This window comes from Shewanella rhizosphaerae, assembly GCF_019457655.1.
Lineage (GTDB): Bacteria > Pseudomonadota > Gammaproteobacteria > Enterobacterales > Shewanellaceae > Shewanella > Shewanella loihica.
On record NZ_CP080420.1, the window covers coordinates 817,525 to 835,239 of the forward strand.

Consider the following 17,715-nt stretch of genomic DNA (forward strand, 5'->3'; position numbering starts at 1 on the left):
GAAGCCAATGACACCAGATAACTTAAGTAATCAGTGCAACCAGAGTAAACAGAGCGAGCAGGGCAATAGCAATCAAGAGGCGAGTGGCAATATCTTGATGGTGCAGGGCACTACCTCGGATGCGGGTAAGAGCACCCTAGTGGCGGGTCTGTGCCGCTACTTCGCCCGTCAGGGGCGCAGGGTGGCGCCCTTCAAGCCGCAGAATATGGCGCTCAACAGCGCGGTGACCCTTGATGGCGGTGAGATAGGCCGCGCCCAGGCGCTGCAGGCCGAGGCCTGTTACCTCGCCCCCCACACAGACTTTAATCCCATTCTGCTTAAACCTAATTCGGATACCAGCTCCCAGGTGATAGTCCAGGGCAAGGCCCTGTCCCACATGGAGGCCCAGACCTATTTTGGCAAAGACAGCCAGGGCTATCGCACCAAGGCGATGGCGGCGGTGCTGGACTCGCTGTCACGCCTGGAGCGGCAGTATGAGCTGATCCTGGTGGAAGGGGCGGGCAGCCCGGCGGAGATCAACCTGCGGGAGGGAGATATCGCCAACATGGGCTTCGCCGAGGCGGTGGACTGCCCGGTGATCCTGATCGCCGACATCGACAAAGGCGGGGTGTTCGCCCATATCGTCGGCACCCTGGCGCTGTTGTCTGCATCGGAGCAGGCCAGAGTCAGAGGCGTGGTGATCAATCGTTTTCGCGGTGACATCTCCCTGCTTAAGCCCGGCCTGGATTGGCTAGAGGCCAGGATAGACAAGCCCGTGCTGGGCGTCTTGCCCTACCTTAATGATCTGCATCTGGAGGCCGAGGACGCCCTGGATGCCCGTCAGGTGAGCAGTGGCAACACTCGCTTTCGGGTGTTGGTGCTGGTCTTTCCCCGCATCAGCAATCACACAGATTTCGATCCTCTCAGGCTGCATCCGGATATCGACTTGCGCTATCAACAGGTAAACGAGGCCTACGACGGTCAGGCAATTGATGCCGATCTCATCATACTGCCCGGCAGCAAGAGTGTGCGGCAGGACCTGGCCACCATGGTCGAACAGGGCTGGGATCGCGCGCTTAAGCGCCACCTGAGATATGGCGGCAAGGTGATAGGCATCTGTGGCGGCTATCAGATGTTGGGGCTGGCCATCGAAGATCCCCAAGGGGTCGAGGGCGAGGCTGGCGACAGCGATGGCCTGGGGCTGCTGCCCATAGTCACAGAGCTGACCTCTAACAAGCGTCTGGCTCAGGTTAAAGGCACGATAAAACTGGCGGGTGAGCGCGCAAGCATCGCAGGCTATGAGATCCACTGTGGCCGCTCCACGCTGTTATCTAAGGCGATCAAGCCCCTTGTCTTAGAGAGTGACGAGGGCAATCAGTTTAACGAGGGCTGTCTGTCCCATGATGGCCAGATCCTGGGCAGCTATCTGCATGGTCTGTTCGACAGCCCTGAGGCCTGTGCGCTGCTCCTTAGCTGGGCCGGGCTCAGCAGCACGGCCGTGGTCGATCCTGAGGCGATCAAACAGGCACAGTTAGATCGCCTGGCCGATACCCTGGCCGAGCATCTGGACATGGCGAGGCTGAGCGCCATCCTCGCCGAGACGCCACTAAGGCGCCCAAACAAGAATAATTAATGAGAGGAGAGAAGATGAGCGCGGATAAGCAGGCGGAAAACCAAGCGGAAAATCATAAGGCCGAGCGTCATAAGGCGCGCCAGCAGAAGGTGAAGGAGGCGGTGGACGCCAAGATCGCCAAGGCCCAGACCGAGAAGGGCGTGCTGCTGGTGATGACCGGCAACGGCAAGGGCAAGACCACGGCGGGTTTCGGTAACATCACCCGCGCCGTGGGTCATGGCAAGAAGGCCGCCGTGGTGCAATTTATCAAGGGCAACTGGCCCTGCGGTGAGCGCGCCGTGCTGGAGAAGGTGGGGGTCGAGTTTCATGTGATGGCCACCGGCTTTACCTGGGAGACCCAGGACAGAGAGAAGGATACCCTGGCGGCGCTGAGTGCCTGGGAGGCGGCCGAGACCCTGCTGAGCGACGACACCATAGACATAGTGCTGCTTGACGAACTCACCTACATGGTGAGCTATCACTATCTGGATCTGGATAGGGTGCTGACGGCGCTTAAGAACCGTCCGCCCATGCAGCATGTGATCGTCACAGGGCGTGCCTGTCACAGGGCGATTTTGGAGCTTGCGGATACCGTGAGTGAGGTGCAGCCCATAAAGCATGCATTTGAGAGCGGCGTTAAAGCCCAGCTCGGCTTTGACTACTGATTTCTGCCTGTTTGCTCCTGTGGCGGTATTGTCTGCGCCGACTCACCCAATCACATACTCATGTATGCTCATGGGCTGAGCCAGCTTGACGGCTTAGCCACAGAAGCAAACAGTTTGAAATGAAGAATATGGGCTTCATGACGCAATTTAGATTTCTGCCTGTTTGCTCCTGTGGCGGTATTGTCTGCGCCGGCTCACCCAATCACATATTCATGTATGCTCATGGGCTGAGTCAGCTTGACGGCTTAGCCACCGTGGCGATCTCTGTGAAAAATAACTATGAAGCTGCGGATTTAAATGAGTGGGGGCGCGAAATGAAACTGTTCAGTCTGCTTACTATGAAAAGGGAAAAGGATAGATGAAGATGAGGGTTAAGCTGTGGCTGTTGTTGGCCTTGTTGCTGTGTGTGCCTGGGCTTAAGGCGGCGCCTGCGAAGCGGATCATCGCCCTGTCGCCCCATGGGGTGGAGATGCTGTTTAGTATCGGGGCGGGGGACAGTGTGGTCGCGACCACAGATCATGCCGATTTTCCCGATGCGGCCAAGGCGATCCCGCGGATCGGCGGCTACTACGGCATACAGATAGAGAAAGTTATCGAGCTCGACCCGGATCTGATTGTCATCTGGGGCAGCGGCAACAAGCGCGAGGATATCGAGCGCCTGACCCTGTTGGGTTATCCCATCTATGACAGCGACCCTAAGACGTTGGAGGCGGTGGCTGACGATCTGTTGGCGCTGGGTAAGCTGACCGGCAAGGAGGTTGAGGCGCAGCGGGTGGCCGAGCAGTATCTTATCGGCCTCAAGGCGCTCACCAAGGAAAATCGGGCCAAGGCGCCGGTGCGGGTCTTCTATCAGCTCTGGTCAGTGCCCCTGATGACGGTGGCCGAGGGCAGCTGGATAGAGCAGATCATCCAGGTCTGTAACGGTGAGAATGTATTTAGCAACGCGGGCAACGAGTATCCCCAGGTGAGCCTGGAGGCCGTGCTGCTAAAGCAACCTCAGGTGATATTGCAGAGTCAGGATGAGGGCAATGTGCGCGGCATCGACTGGTCTGCCTGGCAGGAGATCCCGGCGGTGAAGCAGCGCCACATCTATCAACTGGATGCCGACCTCTTGCATCGGGCGACTCCAAGGGCCATCTTAGGGATTGAATCTTTGTGCAAGGCCCTGGACAAGGCAAGATAAACACAAATTAAAATTAAAACAATGTGCTAAATAATAAGGAGATAAATGATGACTATGCTACTGGCCTGCCTACTCTTTGCCATGTTGCTTCCCTACCTGGCCAAGGTGCCCGTGGCCATGGCGATGGCCAAGCAGGGTGGCTATGACAACGCCTACCCCAGAAGCCAGCAGGCTCAGCTGACCGGCTTCGGCGCCCGCGCCCTGGCAGCACATCAGAACGCCTTCGAGTCCCTGCTGATCTTCGCCGTGGCGGCGCTGACCGTGATCGCGCGGGACAAGGTCGACGACACGGTTGGTCTGTTAGCCCTGGTACATGTGCTGGCAAGATGTGCCTATCATCTCCTCTATCTGCTGGATAAGAGCACCTTGCGTTCGCTTTCCTGGTTCGTGGCCATCATCGCCGCCTTCGCCATCTTCGCTCGGGCGTTTTAACTCCTTCCTCAATGCCCACTCAGTGGGTTCGCCATGAGCGCAGCCCTTTACCTTCTGTGGTTGGGGCTGACGCTTACTGGCTCGCTAATCTTTCAAGCGTTTTAACGCACTATCAGGCTTTCTCCTATGTCCGTACTTTTTCACGTGTCCGGCTTTCCTCATATGCGGACACTCGGGGAAAATGACCGGACACTTTTGCGGGTGTCCGCGGACACTTTCATGAAATACTTAGCGGACATCTTTGTCTAAGTTATTGAAAGTTAGTGAATATAAAAGTTGGCACGGCAATTGTAATCCTAATGGGCAGAAATCGACTCGGTCGAGTAACGGACACTGTTAGGGATAAACAATGATTAAAGATACCAGCGCACAAGATAAGCAAGTTGCCCCCAGCCTGGGACGTCGCATCAAATGGCCTGTCACTATCGGCGCAGGCGTTCTCCTGGTTTCTGGTCTGGTGTGGGCCAGCGTCAGTGGCAGCAGCGTGAGCGAGTCTATCGACCGTAGCGAGCTGCGTTTTGCCACCCTGGAGCGCGGCACCTTAGTGCGTGATATCGCCTCTACCGGCAAGATAGTCGCCGCCAACGCCCCTATCCTCTACGCCCCAGAGAAGGGCACAGTGACCCTAATCGCCAACCCGGGTGACAAGGTGGAGCAGGGCCAGGTGGTTGCCACCATCGAAAGCCACAGCCTGACCAACAACCTCAAGCAGCAACAGGCGCTGCTGGAAGGGATGCAGAGCAGCCTGGAGCGTGCCCGTCTTGACGCCCGTCGCGACCAGCTTAAGGCGATACAGACCCTGGACATGGCCAAGGTGGATCTCGAGGCGGCGGATCGCGAGAGTCGCCGTGGCGACCAGCTGATCGAGTCCAGCCTGATCTCTAAGATAGATTATGAGAAGAGCAAGGATGAGCTGCACAAGGCCAAGCTGCTTTACGCCCACGCCCAGCAGGAAGCCGAGCTGATGAAAGATACTCTCAGCTTCGAGCTGAAGAACAAGGCCTCAGAGGTGGATCGCCAGGCCCTGGTAGTTGCCGAGCTGGAACGTCAGGTGGCGGCGCTGAATATCACGGCCCCCGTCGGCGGTATCATAGGTAACTGGCTGACGGAGCAGAAGGCCCGTATCGGCCAGAGCCAGCCCATATTAACCGTGGTGGATCTGAGTGCCTTCGAGGCCGAGCTGGCGGTGCCAGAATCCTACGCCGACGAGCTGGGTATTGGCATGGATGTGGAGCTTAACTTCGGCGGCCAGCTGGTGATGGGTAAGCTGTCGGCCATCTCGCCCGAGGTGCGTAACCGTGAGGTGACTACCCGAGTGCGCTTCGAGCAGCAAGCTGCCCTACACCTGCGTCAGAACCAGCGTCTGTCTGCCCGCGTCTTACTGGAAAATCGTCCCGACGTGCTCATGGTCAAGCGTGGTCCCTTCGTCAACAGTGGCGGCGGCACCCTGGTCTATGCCGTCAAGAACGACCTGGCCGAGCGCACCGAGATCCAACTGGGTGCTCGCAGCATGAGCCACATAGAGGTGGTCTCGGGCGGTGAGGTCGGCGACCAGTGGATCATCTCCTCCACCGACGCCTTTAAGAACGCCGAACAAGTATTGATCCGCTAAGGAGCGAAGCGATGAAGACCCTGATGATAAAGCTACATCCAGAACGAGTGGTCGCAGGACTGGCCTTACTGCTCCTGCTGGTGGCGACTCAGGTCTATACCCAGGATGCCTCAGACTGGTTTCTGTTCGGGCTCAACATATTAGAAGCGACCGGCATGCACGGGCAGCCGGTCGATAGTAACCAACTTCCCGACGTCGCCAGAGTTGGCGGTGATTTAACTCAATGGTTATTGGCTCGATTGTCCTAGTTAGTCCGGGCATAGGCGCAATAACAAACTGAATAACGCGATACAAAAACAAAGGATACAACCCATGTTAACGATGAAAAATATCAACAAGGTGTTTAAAACGGATTTGGTGGAAACCCATGCGTTACGGGATTTCAATCTCGAGGTTAAGGAAGGTGAGTTTGTCGCCGTCACCGGGCCGTCTGGTTCGGGAAAGACCACCTTTCTCAACATCGCCGGCCTGTTAGAGGGCTTTACCAACGGCGAATATCATCTGGACGATGTCAACATCTCTAACCTGAGCGATAACAAGGCGGCCGCCATTCGCAACGAGAAGATAGGCTTTATCTTTCAGGGCTTTAACCTGATCCCCGACCTTAACCTGGCGGAGAATGTCGAGGTGCCACTGCGCTATCGCGGCTTCAACGCCAAGGAGCGTCAGCGCCGCGTGAAGGCCGCGCTGGAGCAAGTGGGTCTGGGGGCACGTATGAAGCATCTGCCATCACAACTTTCCGGTGGTCAGCAGCAGCGTGTGGCGATTGCCCGCGCCCTGGCTGGCGAACCAAGATTTCTCCTCGCCGACGAGCCAACAGGTAACTTGGACAGCCTGATGGCTCGTCAGGTGATGGAGCTTTTAGAAGAGATCAACAAGGCGGGCACCACCATCATCATGGTGACTCACGATCCCGAGTTGGCACGTCGCGCCCAGCGCAACATTCAGATCGTCGACGGTCAGGTGTGTGACTTCACCCTGTACCAGGGCGGTCAGTCGCACCTGGTCGATACGGCCGAAAAAGTGGCCAGCTAAGGAGAGCAAGCATGTTTCTATATTACGTCGATCTCGCCTGGCGCAGCATACGCAAGACGCCGATTCTGTCGCTGCTCATGGTGCTGGCCATCTCTGTGGGGATAGGCATCACCATCACCACGCTTAACGTCTACAGCATGATGGCCTATAACCCGGCCGGTGAGCGCTCCGAGCAGCTCAACGCGATTCAGCTCTGGTCACAGGGCCCGGATTCCTGGGACGACTTTCATCGCCTGGTCACCTATCAGGATGCGATGAACCTGCGTAAGGGCAATGTGGCTAAGGCCCAGGCAGCCATGTTCCGTAGTGGCATGGCGGTGCAGACAGACGATCCTGAGGTGTTGCCAAGGTTGCAGGGCATCAGGGTGACCGATGGCGACTTCTTCAAGATGTTTGAGGTGCCCTTCATCTATGGTAATCGCTGGGACAAGGCGGTGGATCTCGACCCTGCCTATCAGGCGGTGATCGGCGAGAAGCTTAACCAGAAGCTGTTTGGCGGCGAGAATAGTGTGGGCAAGACCATCTACCTCAACCGTAAGCCCTATCAGGTGGTGGGTGTGATCGGCGACTGGAATCCTCAGCCTAAGTATTATGACCCCACCAGTGGCGCCTTCGCCAAATCGGAGCAGATCTATATTCCATTTTCGCTGGCGGCAAACGAGGAGTTTAGCGTCTGGGGCAACTCGTCGGGTTGGAAACATGAGCCGATGAACAACTATCAGGACAGGTTGAATTCGGAGAAGGTGTGGTTGGAGTACTGGACCTATCTGCCAACGAGTGAAGATCGCGCCGCCTACAAGAGCTATCTGGCCAACTATGTGGAGCAGCAGAAGGAGCTGGGCCGTTTCACCGATAACAAGTCACCTGTGGATTCAGTGCTCATGTCTGACGTCGCCGACTGGTTGGAGCGCAGCCATGTGGTGCCTGAAGATAACAAGATTCTGGTGGGACTGAGCGCCTTGTTCCTCAGCGTCTGCCTGATCAATATTCTCGGCCTGATGCTGACCAAGTTTCTTAAGCGTGCGCCCGAGGTGGGTGTCAGACGTGCCATCGGCGCAAGCCGGGGACAGATCTTCTCTCAGTACATGGTGGAAGTGGGCGTCATCGGCCTGTTTGGTGGCCTGGTGGGACTGCTATGGGCCTGGGGCGCCCTCTATGCCCTGTCGGCACGCTTCGGCGTCTCCGAGGGACTGACCCATCTCTCCATGAGCATGTGGTTGATCACCCCAACCATCGCCGTGGGCACCGCGCTGCTGGCCGGACTCTATCCTGCCTGGGTGGTATGCCGCACTAAACCAAGTGTCTACTTGAAGAGCCAATAAGGGATTGAAAATGCTTAACATTAAACCAATTTTTAGCAGCTTGCTCCGCAGTAAGAGTGGTCCGGTATTGCTACTGGTGCAGATTATCCTGTCGGTGGCCATAGTCGCCAACGCCAGCTTTATCATCCATGAGCGTCTCGAGCTGATGCAGCGTGACTCAGGGATTAATGAAGAGGAGGTGTTGACCTTTAGTGTGTTTAACTTCGATCCCAGCATAGATATCGAGCAGCAGAACAAGATAGATCAACAGATCCTGCGCGGTTTGCCTAACGTGCAGGCGGCCACCTCCACTAACATGTTGCCTCTGAGCGGCAGTGGTTGGTCGAGCACCCTTAACCTGGGACCAGATCCTGAGACGGCCAAGTCGACGCCACAGTTTGCCATGTACCTGGGCACAGAGCATACGGTTAAGACGCTTGGGCTCAAACTCATCGAGGGACGCAACTTCTACGCCGATGAGATCAATAAGAGCGTCAACGATCCCGGTAAGCTGGCGATCATCTCCAAGGCGTTTGGTGAGGCGGTATGGCCGGGTGAGTCGGCCATCGGCAAGTTGCTCTATATCGATGACGAGCAGCTAGAGGTGATAGGCGTGGTGGAGAAGTTCCAGGGCGCCTGGGTCGACAGTGACGATTTGGAATACAGTGTGATCCACAACGTCGATTTTGCGGGTTATAGCTATATGGTGCGCGCCGAAGTGGGTCAGCACAAGGCGTTGCAAGATGCCATCACCAAGGCCTTGATGAAGGAGAATCCTAATCGGGTGATCGATGACTTCCAGTCTGTCGCCGAGGTGAAGAAGCGCTCCTACCGAGATCACGAGCTGATGATAACCGTGCTCTCCATGATGGTGGTCCTGCTGCTGTTGATCACTAGCCTGGGCCTGACCGGTATGGTGATGTTCAACATCCAGCGCCGGACCAAGCAGATAGGCACTCGCCGCGCTCTGGGCGCGACCAAGGGGGATATCCTCAGCCTCTTCCTGGTGGAGAACTACCTCATCTGTCTCTCGGGTGGCGTATTAGGGGCCAGCCTGGCGGTGCTGCTGGGGCAGCAGCTGATGAAGTACTATGATCTGCCGCAGCTCAACCTGCTCTACCCGCTCATGACGGTAGTAGGCATGATGCTGGTGACTACAGTGGCCGTGGTACTGCCCGCGCGCAAGGCGGCGAACATCTCGCCGGCCATGGCGACCCGCAGCGTCTAAGCCTAGTCTTTAACTCACGGCGCTAAACAAGAGACACCGAAAGCGTTTGCCCTTTTCATCGGCGGCGCTTTCGGTTAGTTTGTTGCTCTGCAAGTAAAAAGTTAATAAGAATATATGGATACGATTCTCATCGTCGACGACAATCAGGCAGTATGCAGCGCGCTCTCCCTGATGCTCGAACTCAATGGATTTAAGACCCTAACTTGTTTCTCCCCGGAGGAGGCACTGAGCCAGGTGGCCGAGCAGGAGATCGCCCTGGTGATCCAAGATATGAACTTCACCCAGGACACCACCTCGGGCGAGGAGGGCAAGCGCCTGTTCTACGATATCCGCGCCAGTCAGCCGCAGCTGCCCATCATACTCCTGACCGCCTGGACTCAGCTGGAGCTAGCGGTGGAGCTGGTGAAGGAGGGGGCCGCCGACTACATGGGCAAGCCCTGGGACGACGATAAGCTGCTTAACAGCGTCAACAACCTGATTTCCCTCCACGCCCTGTCGCGGCAGAATTCGCAGCTGGCGCGCTCCGAGCATCAGCGGATGTCGGCGATCAAGGATGCCGATCTGTGCGGCATCGTCTTCGGCAGCGGCGCCATGCAGCGCTGTATCGATCTGGCGCTGCAGATAGCCAAGTCCGACGTATCTGTGTTGATCACCGGCCCCAACGGCGCCGGTAAGGACAAGCTGGCGGACATACTGCACGCCAACTCCCCCCTCAAACATAAGCCCTTCATCAAGGTGAATATCGGCGCACTGCCGATGGAGCTGCTGGAGGCAGAGCTGTTTGGCGCCGAGGCGGGCGCCTTTACCGGGGCCAACAAGGCGCGCATCGGCCGCTTCGAGGCGGCCGACGGTGGCACCCTGTTTCTCGACGAGATAGGCAACCTGCCGCTGTCGGGTCAGGTGAAGCTGCTGCGGGTGTTGCAGACCGGCGAGTTCGAGCGTCTGGGCAGCCATCAGACCCGTAAGGTCAAGGTGCGGGTGATCAGCGCCACCAATGCGGATCTTGCCGAGGATATCGCCAGCGGTCGTTTCCGCGAGGATCTCTTCTATCGCCTCAATGTGATTGAGCTGGCCTTGCCGCCTCTCAATCAGCGCCAGGACGATATCCTGCCCCTGGTGAATCACTTCATCGGTCAGGACTTTAGCCTGAGTAAGCCGACCCAGCAGGCGCTGGTGAGCTACCCTTGGCCGGGCAATGTGCGCGAGCTGGAGAACGCCTGTAAGCGGGCGGTGATCCTGGCCGCCAGCCCCACGCTGACCATGGCCGATTTTGGTTTAAAGCCTGTGAGTGGTTTAAAGCCTGTTAGCGGCTTAAATCCTGTGAGCGGCACACCATCGACCAGCTCGGTTTCTGTACCTAGCCCGGTAGCGTCGCAACAGGCTCAGGAACAGAGACAGAATACTCGTTTCGCGGAGCAAGAGGCGGAAACTGACAGAGCACCCAAGGTTGATTCAGCTAGCCGCGGCGAGCCTACGGGGGCCGATATCGAGCTGGCCCTGGCGGAGCATAATGGGGTGATCGCCCGGGTGGCCAAGTCCCTGGGGCTGAGCCGTCAGGCGCTCTATCGCCGCATGGAAAAATTTGGGATTGAGAAATAATGCCGATGCTGCGCACTAAGCTCATCTGGGGCAATGTGATTGTCAGTCAGCTGGCGCTGGCCCTGTTCATCCTGCTGCTAAAGATGCTAGCGCCCGAGCTGTATCAGGAGGTGGCGCCCGAGCTGATAGTTGCCTGCCTGCTGCTGTCCGGCGGCTTTGCCTGGCTGCTCAGCCGCTGGTTGACCCGAGGGCTGTCGACTAGCCTCAAGGCGTTGGAGGTGGGGCTGCTCAACATCAAAGACAATGATTTCAGCGTGAACATTCCTGTGACGGGGGACAGCCAGCTCAAGGCGCTGGCCAGCCTGTTTAACGAGTCGGCGGCCGTGCTGCGCCGCGAGCGTCAGTATATCTATCAGCGTGAGTTGCTGCTGGATAAGGTGATCCAGAGCTCGCCTAACGTCATGGTGCTGCTCGACGATCGCCAGCGCATCATCTACGCCAACGACGCCGCCCGCCACCTGTTTGCCCAGGGGGCGCGCATCGAGGGCAGCATGTTAGATGAGTTGCTGGACGGCGTCAGCGAGGAGCTGGCCGGTGCGGTCAACAATCCCAAGGGGGGACTGTTTACCCTGGCGAGTGTGGAGGAGGGCGGCGAAGATGAAACCTGGCATCTCTCCCGTGGACGCTTCCTGCTCAACGGTCAGTATCACCATCTCATTTTGCTCAAGCAGATGACCCGTGAGCTGAACCGTCAGGAGGTGGCGGTATGGAAGAAGGTGATCCGCATCATCAGCCATGAGCTCAACAACTCGGTGGCACCCATCGCTTCTATGGTCAATTCGGGCCGCAAGCTCACCGAGCCGCTGGATGACCCTAAGCTTAAGCTTATCTTCGACACCATAGAGGACAGGACCAGCCATCTGAGCCAGTTTATCTTCAACTATGCCCGCTTCGCCAAGCTGCCCCTGCCCAAGAAGAGCGAGGTGGATTGGCATAAGTTAGTGACTCAGCTGGCGGAGCATTTCCGCTTCACTCTGGTGGGTGAGCTGCCACGGCGCTGCGGTTATTTCGACCTGATTCAGTTGGAGCAGGTGCTGCTGAATCTACTCAAGAACGCCCATGAGTCGGGCTCGCCCGAGGAGTCGGTTAGCCTGAGTGTCAGGGAGCAAGGCCTGAGTGATGGCAGCGACGGGGTGACTATCGAGATAACCGATGAGGGCAGTGGCATGTCGCCGGAGGTATTGACTCAGGCGCTACTGCCTTTCTACTCCACCAAGCAGTCGGGTACCGGCCTTGGCCTGCCCTTGTGTAGGGAGATCATCGAGGCCCATGACGGCCGTATCAGTCTGCACAATCGCGAGCACAAGGGGCTGCTGGTGCGGATCTGGCTGCCCTATGATCAGGCTCAGCAGCTCGGGCAGGCAAGCGCCTAAACAAGCTGCTTAAACAAGAATCTTAGAGACAAAAACACCGCCAATTGGCGGTGTTTTCTATCTGGCAAAGCCGTGTACTAACGCTGTTAGTCTTCTACCTGCCAGTCGATGGTTTCACCGGCTCGGATAGGTACCACACCTGTGTCACCCAGCGGATAGGTGGCGGGCACCTCCCAGCTGCGTTTCACTAGTGTGATGCTGTCAGTGTTGCGCGGCAGACCGTAGAAGTCTGGGCCGTTGAAGCTGGCGAAAGCCTCTAATTTGTCTAAAGCGCCCACCGATTCGAACGCCTCGGCGTAGAGCTCGATGGCGGCGTGAGCCGTGTAAGAACCGGCGCAGCCACAGGCGGCCTCTTTACGGTCCTTGGCGTGGGGCGCCGAATCTGTGCCCAGGAAGAACTTCTTGCTGCCACTGGCCGCAGCCGCCAGTAGTGCCTGCTGGTGGGTGTTGCGCTTCAGGATAGGCAGACAGTAGAAGTGCGGACGAATACCACCGGCCAGCATATGGTTACGGTTGTAGAGCAGGTGATGGGCCGTGATGGTGGCGGCCACGTTGTCGGAGGCGCCCATGACGAAATCCACTGCATCTTTGGTGGTGATATGTTCCAGCACTATCTTGAGTGAGGGGAAGTCGGCAACCACCTGCTTGAGGGTGTTGTTGATGAAGGTGGCCTCGCGATCGAAGATGTCGATGCTCGAATCTGTAACCTCGCCGTGTACCAGGAAAAGCATGCCGACTTCCTGCATCGCCTCCAGCACAGGGTAGATGTTCTTCACATCGGTTACGCCCGAGTCTGAGTTAGTGGTCGCGCCCGCAGGGTACAGCTTGGCGGCCACCACCTTGCCCGACGCCTTGGCGGCGCGGATATCCTCGGCCGTGGTGTTGTCGGTGAGGTAGAGCACCATCAGCGGCTCGAAGTTGGTGGTGCAGACAGCCTTGATGCGCTCATAGTAGGCCAGTGCCGAGTCGACATTGGTGGCCGGTGGCACCAGGTTAGGCATGATGATGGCGCGGCCCATGTAGCGGCCAGTGTCTCTTACGGTATCGGTCAGCACGTCACCATCGCGTAGGTGAACATGCCAGTCGTCGGGTCGGGTAATGGTTAATTTGGTCATCGAGGACTCTTTCTTTTGCGTGGACTGGCTGGATCTTATGTGGCTGGCCAGGGCCTGTAAAGGGCAAACTGAGTTTTATCCTCGGGATAAAGGTGGACAATATTTAATAAAGTCTTGCTCACTTTGCCATCGAGATCACTGTTTTTATCATTCGCTTAGATTTTTCTAATAAAAGGAATTTGCATGTAATAGCGAATGTAATACACTTTCGGCCAAGGTCTGTTTAGTGCAGTAGGAGAAGCATTGAGATGAAGAAGATACTGATCATTGGTGGCGTCGCGGGTGGCGCATCGGCGGCGGCAAGGGCGCGTAGACTCAGCGAAACTGCTGAAATCATTATGTTTGAGCGCGGCGAGTATGTCTCCTTTGCCAACTGTGGCCTGCCCTATCATATCAGTGGTGAGATCGCTCAGCGCAGCGCCTTAGTACTGCAGACGCCAGAGAGCTTCAAGGCCAGATTCAATGTCGAGGTGCGGGTTAAGCATGAGGTGGTCGCCATAGATCGCGCCGCCAAGTTGGTGATCGTCAGACGACTGCTCGATGGCAGCGAATATCAGGAAAGTTATGACACCCTGCTGCTCAGCCCCGGCGCGGCGCCTATCGTACCGCCAATCCCGGGTGTGGATAATCCGCTCACCCACTCCCTGCGCAATATTCCCGACATGGATAGGATCCTGCAGACGATCCAGATGAATAATGTCGAGCATGCCACTGTGGTTGGCGGCGGCTTTATCGGCCTGGAGATGATGGAGTCACTGCATCATCTGGGGATCAAGACCACTTTGCTTGAGCTTGCCGATCAGGTGATGACACCTGTGGATCGCGAGATGGCAGGCTTTGCCCATCAGGCAATCCGTGACCAGGGCGTAGATCTGCGTCTGGGTACGGCCCTGTCAGAGGTGAGCTATCAGGTGCAGACCCATGTGGCCAGCGACGCCGCCGGTGAAGACACGGCCCATCAACACATCAAGGGACACCTGAGTCTGACTCTGAGCAACGGCGAGCTGCTGGAGACAGATCTCTTAATCATGGCCATCGGCGTGCGCCCCGAGACTCAGCTGGCTCGCGACGCTGGGTTAGCCATCGGCGAGCTTGGTGGCATCAAGGTCAACGCCATGATGCAGACCAGCGATCCCGCCATCTACGCCGTAGGTGACGCCGTCGAAGAGCAAGACTTTGTGACCGGCCAGGCCTGTCTGGTGCCGCTGGCGGGCCCGGCAAACCGTCAGGGCCGTATGGCGGCCGACAACATGTTTGGCCGCGAGGAGCAGTATCAGGGCACCCAGGGCACGGCGATCTGTAAGGTGTTCGATCTCGCGGTGGGTGCCACAGGTAAGAACGAGAAGCAGCTCAAGCAATCGGGTATCTCCTTCGAGAAGGTCTATGTGCATACCGCCAGCCACGCCAGCTATTATCCTGGCGCCGAGGTGGTCTCCTTCAAGCTGCTGTTCGACCCGGTTAAGGGCACCATCTTAGGTGCCCAGGCCGTGGGTAAGGATGGTATCGACAAGCGTATCGATGTGATGGCGGTGGCCCAGCGCGCCGGCATGACGGTTGAGCAGCTACAGCATCTGGAGCTTAGCTACGCGCCGCCCTATGGCAGTGCCAAGGATGTGATCAATCAGGCGGCCTTCGTGGCCAGCAATATCATCAAGGGCGATGCGACACCGATCCATTTCGACCAGATAGACAATCTCAGCGAAGATCAGCTGCTGCTGGATGTGCGTAACCCTGGCGAGCTGCAGAATGGCGGCCTGGAAGGCGCGGTTAACATTCCCGTGGATGAGCTGCGCGATCGCATGCATGAGCTGCCAAAAGATAAGGAGATCATCATCTTCTGTCAGGTGGGTCTGCGGGGCAACGTGGCCTATCGTCAGCTGGTCAACAATGGCTACCGTGCCCGCAACCTGATTGGCGGCTATCGCACCTATAAGTTCGCCAGCGTGTAAACGCCTTATTGATAAAAGATTTAGTTATAGATAGGCGGGGCATCTTGCCCCGTCTCTTTCCCTTTGCGACAGATGAAAGAGGTACTCGATGTTTTCATCACTCGCTATCGCCCTGTGCGGTGGTCTCTTGATTGGCTTGGCGGCAAGCCTGCTCCTGGTGGTTAACGGCCGCATCGCCGGTATCAGCGGTATTATCTCTGGCGCCCTGTGGCGCCGCGGCTCGAGCCTTTTTGGCTGGCAGTTCTATTTTCTCGCGGGTCTGGTGCTCAGTGGCCTGCTGCTGGCCGAGCCTTTCAAGGCCTGGCTGGCTATCGAACCTGTGTTGCTGAGTGAGCGTGGGATAGCCGCGCCGACTCTGCTGCTGTCGGCGCTACTGGTGGGACTCGGCTGCAGCCTGGGTAACGGCTGTACCAGTGGCCATGGCATCTGCGGCATAGGTCGTCTGTCGCCGCGATCCATCGCCGCGACCCTGGTCTTCATGCTGGTGGGCGTCATCGCCGCCGTGCTGCTGAACTAGGAGGGGCCATGCGTAACTTATTTGCCTTACTCTCTGGCCTGTTGTTTGGTGCCGGTCTGCTGCTCTCTGGGCTTGCGGATCCCGCCAAGGTGCTTGCCTTCTTAGATATCAGTGGCGTGGTCAACGGCCATTGGGATCCTAGCCTGATGCTGGTGATGGGCGGCGCCCTAGGGGTCTATCTGCCCGTCTATCTGCTGTGGGTAAAACCCAGGATGGCGCGCAGCGAGGGCCCTGTGCTGGACTGCCAATATCATCTGCCCAGCAAGACCCGCATCGATGGGCCGCTGATCGTCGGCGCCGCACTGTTCGGCCTGGGCTGGGGCATGCTCGGCATCTGCCCTGGGCCTGCCGTGGTCAATCTGGCGAGCCTGGATCCCATGGCGCTAGCGTTTATGGCGACCATGGTCTTGGGGGCCTACCTGGGACGCCTGATAAACAGGATGATCGCCCGCAGGTTGCCAGGGCCGGTTGAGGCCTAAGCGGCTTATTTTTATGTAAAAGTGCTTGGCAGCATCACGCTTTGATGCTTAGCTAGTAGGCAGAAGTTAGGCTGGATCTATAAGGCTATTACTTTTATTCCTGACTCGAGTGATGACAGAAGTGACGGCATGAGTATTAGCATGAGTTCTGGCCAGCTACCCTGGTGGAGGCTGCTATGCACTCGTTTCTGTTTCGACAACCCTTTGCTACGCTGGCGGCGAGCCGATTTGCTTTTGCATTAGCGATTCCGTTAATTATTTCGTCAGCGGCTCTATCTCTGTCAGGCCTGCGCCATGGCTGAGATGTCGCTTCCGCTCCTTCTTATTATATTCCTGGCTATCGGCCTGATAGCCGTTGCGGCATGCATGCTTGTTCTGCGCTTTATCCGCAGGCGCCCCGGCGTCGACTTTTCTGCCCTGGAAAATTCTATCGAGGATGGTCTGATCCTTATCGACGTTCAGGCGAAGATCTTGGTCCATAATGCCCAGGCCGCGACCTTGATGAAGGCCGAGGGGAGTGACCTCTCTGGGCTGCCCCTCAGCCTCTGGCTCAAGGATTCCAGCGGCGAGCAGCTGCAGGTATTCGCAGACCGTCAACTTGGCACCAGCCTGAACCTAGGCCATGAGATCTTAAGCTTTACCCGCCTGGCCCGTGAGCCCAGGGGGCTGCTGCTCTTAGTGCGTCATCACAACCTGGAACAGGACATTCGCCAGGATATCGCCCGTTATCACCACAGCCAGTATTTCGCCAAGATAGGCACCTGGGACTGGCAGGTGGGCACTGACACCCTCTATTGGTCCGATGCCATCTTCGGCATCTTCGGTTACAAGCTGGGGGAGGTCACCCCTAGCTATGAGTTCTTCTACTCCCGGGTGCATCCCGAGGATCGCGACAAGGTGAAGGCGGGGGAGGCGCGCTGCATCGCCACCGGCGAGAACCATGACGAGGAGTATCGCATCCTCTGGCCCGATGGCTCTGTGCACTGGGTGCGCGAGACGGGCAACCTGGTGAAGGATAGCGATGGCCAGCTCGTGAAGATGGTGGGGGTGGTGCGCGATATCACCCAGGAGAAGGCGCTACACCATAAGCTCGAAAAGATGGCCCACCAGGACCCCTTAACCGGACTGCCCAATCGGCTGCAACTCGAGCTACGCCTGAGTGAGGCAATTCGCGCGGCGTCGCAGTGTGGTGGTCGCCTGGGGCTTATCTTCATCGATCTCAATCAGTTTAAGGCGATCAACGATAGCCTGGGGCATCAGGTGGGGGACCGTGTCTTGATGACGGCGGCCACCAGGCTGCAGAGCCTCAAGGGGTCAGAGGATCTGGTGGCCCGCATCGGCGGCGACGAGTTTGTGATGCTATTGCCCCAGTGGCCGGCTGATAGGCCATTAGAGGAAGAGGCGGCGCGACTGGCCGAGGCGCTGTTTGAGCGATTCGCAGAGCCTGTTATTCAGACCGGCAGGGGAATAGCGGCCAGCATAGGTTTCGCCATCTATCCGGATCATGCCGCCCATATGGATGCGCTGCTGCATGTGGCCGATCAGGCCATGTATATCGCCAAGGGGCGCGGCGATAACCAATATCATCTGGGGCCGGATCATCGCATGGATCTCGGCCACCGTCTGGCCCGTTAAA

Annotated in this window: 16 protein-coding genes; 15 read left to right on the forward strand and 1 reads right to left on the reverse strand. The window is 57.6% G+C overall.

From position 1 onward, the window contains the following. Nucleotides 1–7 precede the first annotated feature (7 nt). From K0I63_RS03700 to K0I63_RS03750, 11 genes are all read left to right on the forward strand, one after another. Nucleotides 8–1,612 (forward strand): cobyric acid synthase, encoded by a 1,605-nt coding sequence (locus K0I63_RS03700; RefSeq protein WP_220082577.1) that lies wholly within the window; start codon nt 8–10, stop codon nt 1,610–1,612. Between the two features lie 14 nt (nt 1,613–1,626). Next, a complete protein-coding gene (cobO, locus tag K0I63_RS03705) occupies nt 1,627–2,256 on the forward strand; it encodes a cob(I)yrinic acid a,c-diamide adenosyltransferase (protein ID WP_220082578.1) in 630 nt (209 codons plus the stop codon). A 358-nt stretch (nt 2,257–2,614) separates the two neighbouring features. Next, entirely contained in the window at nt 2,615–3,439 is an 825-nt protein-coding gene (locus K0I63_RS03710) for a cobalamin-binding protein (protein WP_220082579.1), read from the forward strand. Between the two features lie 48 nt (nt 3,440–3,487). Beyond that, complete coding sequence (locus K0I63_RS03715) at nt 3,488–3,871, forward strand: MAPEG family protein (RefSeq protein ID WP_041406383.1); 384 nt, start codon at nt 3,488–3,490, stop codon at nt 3,869–3,871. Nucleotides 3,872–4,220: 349 nt separating this feature from the next. Beyond that, complete coding sequence (locus tag K0I63_RS03720) at nt 4,221–5,483, forward strand: efflux RND transporter periplasmic adaptor subunit (protein WP_011864527.1); 1,263 nt, start codon at nt 4,221–4,223, stop codon at nt 5,481–5,483. Nucleotides 5,484–5,506: 23 nt separating this feature from the next. After that, nucleotides 5,507–5,731, forward strand: a complete 225-nt coding sequence (locus tag K0I63_RS03725; RefSeq protein WP_220082580.1) for a hypothetical protein — start codon at nt 5,507–5,509, stop codon at nt 5,729–5,731. Between the two features lie 64 nt (nt 5,732–5,795). After that, the gene (locus K0I63_RS03730; protein ID WP_011864529.1) at nt 5,796–6,518 is read left to right on the forward strand and encodes an ABC transporter ATP-binding protein; all 723 of its coding nucleotides are present in this window, start codon (nt 5,796–5,798) and stop codon (nt 6,516–6,518) included. An 11-nt stretch (nt 6,519–6,529) separates the two neighbouring features. Then, the gene (locus K0I63_RS03735) at nt 6,530–7,840 is read left to right on the forward strand and encodes an ABC transporter permease (RefSeq protein ID WP_220082581.1); all 1,311 of its coding nucleotides are present in this window, start codon (nt 6,530–6,532) and stop codon (nt 7,838–7,840) included. A gap of 10 nt (nt 7,841–7,850) precedes the next feature. Next, nucleotides 7,851–9,047, forward strand: coding sequence for an ABC transporter permease (locus K0I63_RS03740; RefSeq protein ID WP_220082582.1), 1,197 nt, complete (start codon nt 7,851–7,853; stop codon nt 9,045–9,047). A gap of 114 nt (nt 9,048–9,161) precedes the next feature. Continuing rightward, nucleotides 9,162–10,646 (forward strand): sigma-54-dependent transcriptional regulator, encoded by a 1,485-nt coding sequence (locus tag K0I63_RS03745; protein WP_220082583.1) that lies wholly within the window; start codon nt 9,162–9,164, stop codon nt 10,644–10,646. Continuing rightward, the gene (locus K0I63_RS03750) at nt 10,646–12,019 is read left to right on the forward strand and encodes a sensor histidine kinase (RefSeq protein WP_220082584.1); all 1,374 of its coding nucleotides are present in this window, start codon (nt 10,646–10,648) and stop codon (nt 12,017–12,019) included. Before K0I63_RS03745 ends, K0I63_RS03750 begins: the two co-directional genes overlap by 1 nt. An 86-nt stretch (nt 12,020–12,105) precedes the next feature. On the opposite strand, the gene pyrC is transcribed toward K0I63_RS03750, so the two are convergent. Further along, nucleotides 12,106–13,134: a dihydroorotase gene (pyrC, locus tag K0I63_RS03755; protein ID WP_011864534.1), complete on the reverse strand. Its 1,029-nt coding sequence runs from the start codon at nt 13,132–13,134 to the stop codon at nt 12,106–12,108. A 248-nt stretch (nt 13,135–13,382) separates the two neighbouring features. Between pyrC and K0I63_RS03760 the strand changes: the two genes are divergently transcribed. The 4 genes from K0I63_RS03760 (at nt 13,383) to K0I63_RS03775 (ending at nt 17,714) form a co-directional block, all read left to right on the forward strand. Continuing rightward, entirely contained in the window at nt 13,383–15,083 is a 1,701-nt protein-coding gene (locus tag K0I63_RS03760; RefSeq protein WP_220082585.1) for an FAD-dependent oxidoreductase, read from the forward strand. 88 nt (nt 15,084–15,171) lie between these two features. Further along, nucleotides 15,172–15,600: a YeeE/YedE family protein gene (locus tag K0I63_RS03765; protein ID WP_220082586.1), complete on the forward strand. Its 429-nt coding sequence runs from the start codon at nt 15,172–15,174 to the stop codon at nt 15,598–15,600. Nucleotides 15,601–15,608: 8 nt separating this feature from the next. Then, nucleotides 15,609–16,079 (forward strand): DUF6691 family protein, encoded by a 471-nt coding sequence (locus K0I63_RS03770; RefSeq protein ID WP_220082587.1) that lies wholly within the window; start codon nt 15,609–15,611, stop codon nt 16,077–16,079. A gap of 366 nt (nt 16,080–16,445) precedes the next feature. Next, nucleotides 16,446–17,714: a diguanylate cyclase domain-containing protein gene (locus K0I63_RS03775; RefSeq protein ID WP_220082588.1), complete on the forward strand. Its 1,269-nt coding sequence runs from the start codon at nt 16,446–16,448 to the stop codon at nt 17,712–17,714. The last annotated feature ends 1 nt before the right edge of the window (nt 17,715 follow it).